This window comes from Rhodoplanes roseus, assembly GCF_003258865.1.
Classification (GTDB): Bacteria; Pseudomonadota; Alphaproteobacteria; order Rhizobiales; family Xanthobacteraceae; genus Rhodoplanes; species Rhodoplanes roseus.
Window position 1 is genome coordinate 1 of the sequence record NZ_NPEX01000067.1, and the last position, 4,342, is coordinate 4,342.

Here is a 4,342-nt window from a genome sequence, read left to right on the forward strand (position 1 = left end):
GCGATCGTTCCGATCGCTGCCGGCACCTCGGGATATGTCTCATGAAAAAGTGAGCTCGGGAGGAAGAGGGAGCTCGGGAGCTGGCCGCCTCACCACGAGGTCTGCGGCCCGATGCACGAATCCGCGCGCCGTCCTCCCACCAGCTTTACGGGCTGCACACCTTCACGGTCTTGACCGCGCTCTCGGCTTCGGTGCGGGTCGTGTACACCTTGCCGTCGCCGACCACGACCGTGGTCTGAGAGGTCGGCTTCTTGTCGACGATGGTGCACTTCTTGGTCGTGGTGTCCTGAACGACGTAGTACTCCGTCGTCTGAGCGAGCGCGGTGCCGAGTGCAGCGACCGCAACGATCGATCCGATCAGCAGCGACTTCATCGCAATCTCCTCTTCAGCCCCTCCGGGAACAAACAATCCCCTCTCGCGACGGTTCCGCTGAACCACACTGCGGCACACGACCCTTCATTGATCTCATCTAGTGAGACATTCGCGCTGTTTGCTCTCGGGTGGCCCTCCTCCGGACCCTCGGATACCACCGTCGGATGCATGCCATTGCGGCGCAATACGCCGGCCGTTCGACGAGCCGGAACGCCACTCAGGGCCACGTGTTGTTTGGCGTGAGACCGGAGATTTCGAATGAACGATCGGGTCGGCGCCGCCGTGCCACGTGATCACTTACGTCCAGATCGAGTCGTCGATGGCGTTCGGCTCCAGCGACCCCTCACCCGGGCTGCCGGAGCCCGTGTCGGACGGCTCAATTCGGTGGGCCGCCGATGTCTCGGTGTGGTCGGGGAAGTTCGTCCCCGCGTGACGGCACAGGTCGCGACTGGTTCGAACTCTAACAGGACGGAAGGCGCTTCATGAACCACGTGTTGGCCATCATCGGAGTTCTGCTCGCCGTCGCCGTGTTCAGCGCAGGCAAGATCGTCGGCGATATCCAGCCGCATCGGGGCGGAACGGTGCGAGTGCCCGGCATGGCGGCCGTGATGTTCGACGCCGGCGCGAGCGGAAGCATCGGTGCGATCCGGTCGGCATCGGGTGAGTGGTGAGCGGATCTGCGGAGGTGTGTGTGGCGCAGCGGAACTTCGGCTGCACGGGGCCCGCCCGGCACGCGATCACGACACGAAAGACCAGAGCAACAGACGCAGACGAACAAACCCAAGGAACTCGGGTGGGGTCATGACCAACGGAGAAGCTCGATGAAGATCAGGACAGTCATGTGCGCCGTGGCCACCGCTTCGCTGCTCACGGTGGCGGCGACTCCATCGCAGGCGCAGCACTGGGGTCACCGCGGTTGGGGGTGGGGCGGCGGTGCGGCCGTCGGCGCCGGGATCATCGGCGGGCTGGCGCTCGGAGCGGCGCTCTCCACGCCGTCCTACGGCTATGGACCGTCCTACGGCTATGGATATGGACCCGGCTACGGCTCCTGGGGTGGCGGCCCCTACGGCTACGCATCGTGGGACGCTTCTCCGTCCTGGGGCTACCGCTCCACCTACTGGGGCGGCTCGCCGGGCTGGGGCTACGCCAACGCGGCGTGGACCCCGGGCTACTCCACGGGCTACTGGGACGAGGGCCCGAGCTACTACCAGACGAGGCAGGTCCGGCGCTCCTACGCCGTCGCCCCGACCTACGGTGTCCGAACGCAGCGCGCCGTCTACGGGGCGCGCATCCAAAGCGCATCCTACGGCATGCGGTCGCGCGACGCCTATGTCGGCACGCGCTCGGACCGCGGCTCCGGCATGGTGTCGGATCGGCAGCGTGCGCCCATCATGGCGCGGGGTGCCGCGCGGGGCGAGACCGTCGGGTCTGGCACCACCGGCATGGGCGGCGGCTCCTGGATGGGCGGCTCCGGCACGATGACCGGGCAGGGCCGCCGCTGAGATCGTCGATCCGGCCAATGATCATCGGCGGCGCTCTCGGGAGACCGAGAGCGCCGCTGATGCAAGCCGTCGATGCCGCGGGCCGGCGCCGACAGGCCGGCTAACGCCCGCTCACCAGCGCCACCACCCGGTCCGCCAGCGCCTCGGCGCTCTCCGCCGCGGTGTCGAGCACGAGGTCGGGCGCTTCAGGGGCTTCGTAGGGAGAATCGACGCCGGTGAAGTTGGCGAGGCGGCCGGCCTTGGCCTTGGCGTAGAGGCCCTTGGGGTCGCGCGTCATGCACAGGTCGAGCGGCGCATCGACGAAGATCTCGACGAACTCGCCGGGCCCGACCCGTTCGCGCACCGCCTGGCGCTCGGCCCGGAACGGCGAGATCAGCGCACACAGCACGATCAGCCCGGCGTCCACCATCAGGGCCGCGACCTCGCCGACGCGGCGGATGTTCTCCACCCGGTCGGCGTCGGTGAAGCCGAGATCGCGGTTGAGGCCGTGGCGGACATTGTCGCCGTCCAGCATGTAGGTGTGCCGGCCGGCCACGTGCAGCCGCTTCTCGACCAGCCGCGCGATGGTCGACTTGCCGGCCCCGGAAAACCCCGTGAACCACAGGATGCAGGGCTTCTGGTGCTTCTGCGCGGCGCGCGCGGTCTTGTCGACCGAGAGCGTCTCCCAATGCAGGTTGGCGGCGCGGCGCAGGCCGAAGTCGATCATGCCGGCCGCGACCGTGTCGTTGGTCTCGCGATCGACCAGCACGAAGGCGCCGGTCGTCCGGTTGTCCGCATAGGCGTCGAAGCCGATCGGCGCCGCGATCGAGAGATTGCACACCGCGATCTCGTTGAGCACCAGCCGGCGCGCCGCGAGCGGCGCCAGCGTGCGCACGTCGATGCGGTGCCGGATCTGCGTCACCGAGGCGGCGACCCAGCGCTGCCCGATGCGCATCAGATAGGACCGGCCCGGCAGCAGCGGATGCTCGCCCATCCACAGGAGATGCGCCTGGATCTGGTCGCCGGTCTCGGCCCGCCGCGCCGCGGCCGCGAGCAGATCGCCGCGCGACACGTCGAGTTCGTCGGCCAGCACCAGCGTCACGGCGTCGCCGGCGCCGGCGCTCTCGCGGTCGCCGTCGGCCGTGACGATGCGGGCGACCGTCGTGCCGACGCCGGACGGCTGCACCACCACGGCGTCGCCGCGCGAGATGCGGCCCGAGGCGACCGTGCCGGCGAGCCCGCGGAAATCCGCGTGCGGCCGCGCGATCCACTGCACCGGCAGGCGAAACGGAGCGGCGGCGAGGTCGCGCTCGACATCGGCCGTCTCCAGCGCGCCGAGCAGCGTCGGCCCGGCATGCCAGGGCGTCGACGGGCTCGCCGCGACGACATTGTCGCCGAAACGCGCCGACACCGGAACGGCCGTCATCGAGGCGAAGCCGAACGGCGCCGCAAAGGCCGTGAAGTCGGCGACGATGCGGTCGAACACGTCTTGCGAGAAGTCGACCAGGTCGATCTTGTTGACGGCCAGCACCACGTGGCGGACCCGGAACAGCGCGCAGATCGCGGCGTGGCGCCGTGTCTGGTCGAGCAGGCCCTTTCGCGCGTCGACCAGCAGCACGGCGAGTTCGGCCGTCGAGGCGGCGGTGGCCATGTTGCGGGTGTACTGCTCGTGGCCGGGCGCATCCATCACCACGAAGGAGCGCCGCGCGGTGGCGAAGAACCGGTACGCCACGTCGATGGTGATGCCCTGCTCGCGCTCCGCCTCCAGCCCGTCGAGCAGCAGCGCGTAGTCGACGTCGCCGCCCGTGGTGCCGAAGCGGCGCGAGTCGCGAACCAGCGCGGCGAGCTGATCGTCGAACACGCGCCGCGAATCGACCAGCAGGCGGCCGATCAGCGTCGACTTGCCGTCGTCGACCGAGCCGCAGGTGAGAAAGCGGAGCTGGCCACGCTCCGGCGCGTCCTGGTCGGGCGCGGACACTCGCGCGATCGCCGGCTCGTCACCGGGGGCGCCCATCAGAAGTAGCCCTCCCGCTTCTTGCGCTCCATCGAGGAGGTCTCGTCGGCGTCGATCAAGCGACCCTGCCGCTCCGACGTGGTGGCGGCCCGCATCTCGGCGACGATCGCGTCGAGCGTCGTCGCGTCCGACTCGATCGCCCCGGTGAGCGGATAGCAGCCGAGCGTGCGGAAGCGCACGCGGCGCATCACCGGCACCTCGCCGGGCCGCAGCGCAAAACGGTCGTCGTCGACGACCAGCAGCATGCCGTCGCGCTCCACCACCGGCCGTTCGGCGGCGAAATAGAGCGGCACCACCGGGATGTCCTCGGCCCGGACATACTCCCACACGTCGCGCTCGGTCCAGTTCGAGAGCGGGAAGACGCGCATCGATTCGCCGGGGGCGAGCCGCGTGTTGTACAGCCGCCACGGCTCCGGTCGCTGGCGGCGCGGCTCCCAGCCGTGGCTCGCCGAGCGCAGCGAGAAGACACGCTCC

The 4,342-nt window shown here is 69.7% G+C and carries 5 protein-coding genes; 2 read left to right on the top strand and 3 right to left on the bottom strand.

Annotated elements, in window-relative coordinates:
• Positions 1-145 precede the first annotated feature (145 nt).
• Positions 146-373 carry a hypothetical protein gene (locus CH341_RS12115; RefSeq protein WP_111419286.1) on the bottom strand — a complete coding sequence of 76 codons (228 nt, stop codon included), beginning with the start codon at positions 371-373 and terminating at the stop codon, positions 146-148.
• A 494-nt stretch (positions 374-867) separates the two neighbouring features.
• On the opposite strand from CH341_RS12115, the gene CH341_RS34175 reads away from it, so the two are divergent.
• On the top strand, positions 868-1,044 hold the full coding sequence (locus CH341_RS34175) for a hypothetical protein (RefSeq protein WP_170149591.1): 177 nt from the start codon (positions 868-870) through the stop codon (positions 1,042-1,044).
• A 150-nt stretch (positions 1,045-1,194) separates the two neighbouring features.
• Positions 1,195-1,875, top strand: coding sequence for a hypothetical protein (locus tag CH341_RS35235; protein ID WP_210208271.1), 681 nt, complete (start codon positions 1,195-1,197; stop codon positions 1,873-1,875).
• 100 nt (positions 1,876-1,975) lie between these two features.
• On the opposite strand, the gene cysN is transcribed toward CH341_RS35235, so the two are convergent.
• A complete protein-coding gene (gene cysN / locus CH341_RS12130) occupies positions 1,976-3,868 on the bottom strand; it encodes a sulfate adenylyltransferase subunit CysN (protein ID WP_111419288.1) in 1,893 nt (630 codons plus the stop codon).
• On the bottom strand, positions 3,868-4,342 hold a 475-nt coding region (gene cysD / locus CH341_RS35835), incomplete at its 5' end, for a sulfate adenylyltransferase subunit CysD (protein WP_245431012.1). The genes cysN and cysD, both read right to left, overlap by 1 nt.

What these genes read in the sequence shown, in the direction of transcription:
- cysN (WP_111419288.1), bottom strand. Translation starts at nt 3,868, where the DNA reads ATGGGCGCCCCCGGTGACGAGCCGGCGATCGCGCGAGTGTCCGCGCCC.
- CH341_RS35235 (WP_210208271.1), top strand. Translation starts at nt 1,195, where the DNA reads ATGAAGATCAGGACAGTCATGTGCGCCGTGGCCACCGCTTCGCTGCTC.
- CH341_RS12115 (WP_111419286.1), bottom strand. Translation starts at nt 373, where the DNA reads ATGAAGTCGCTGCTGATCGGATCGATCGTTGCGGTCGCTGCACTCGGC.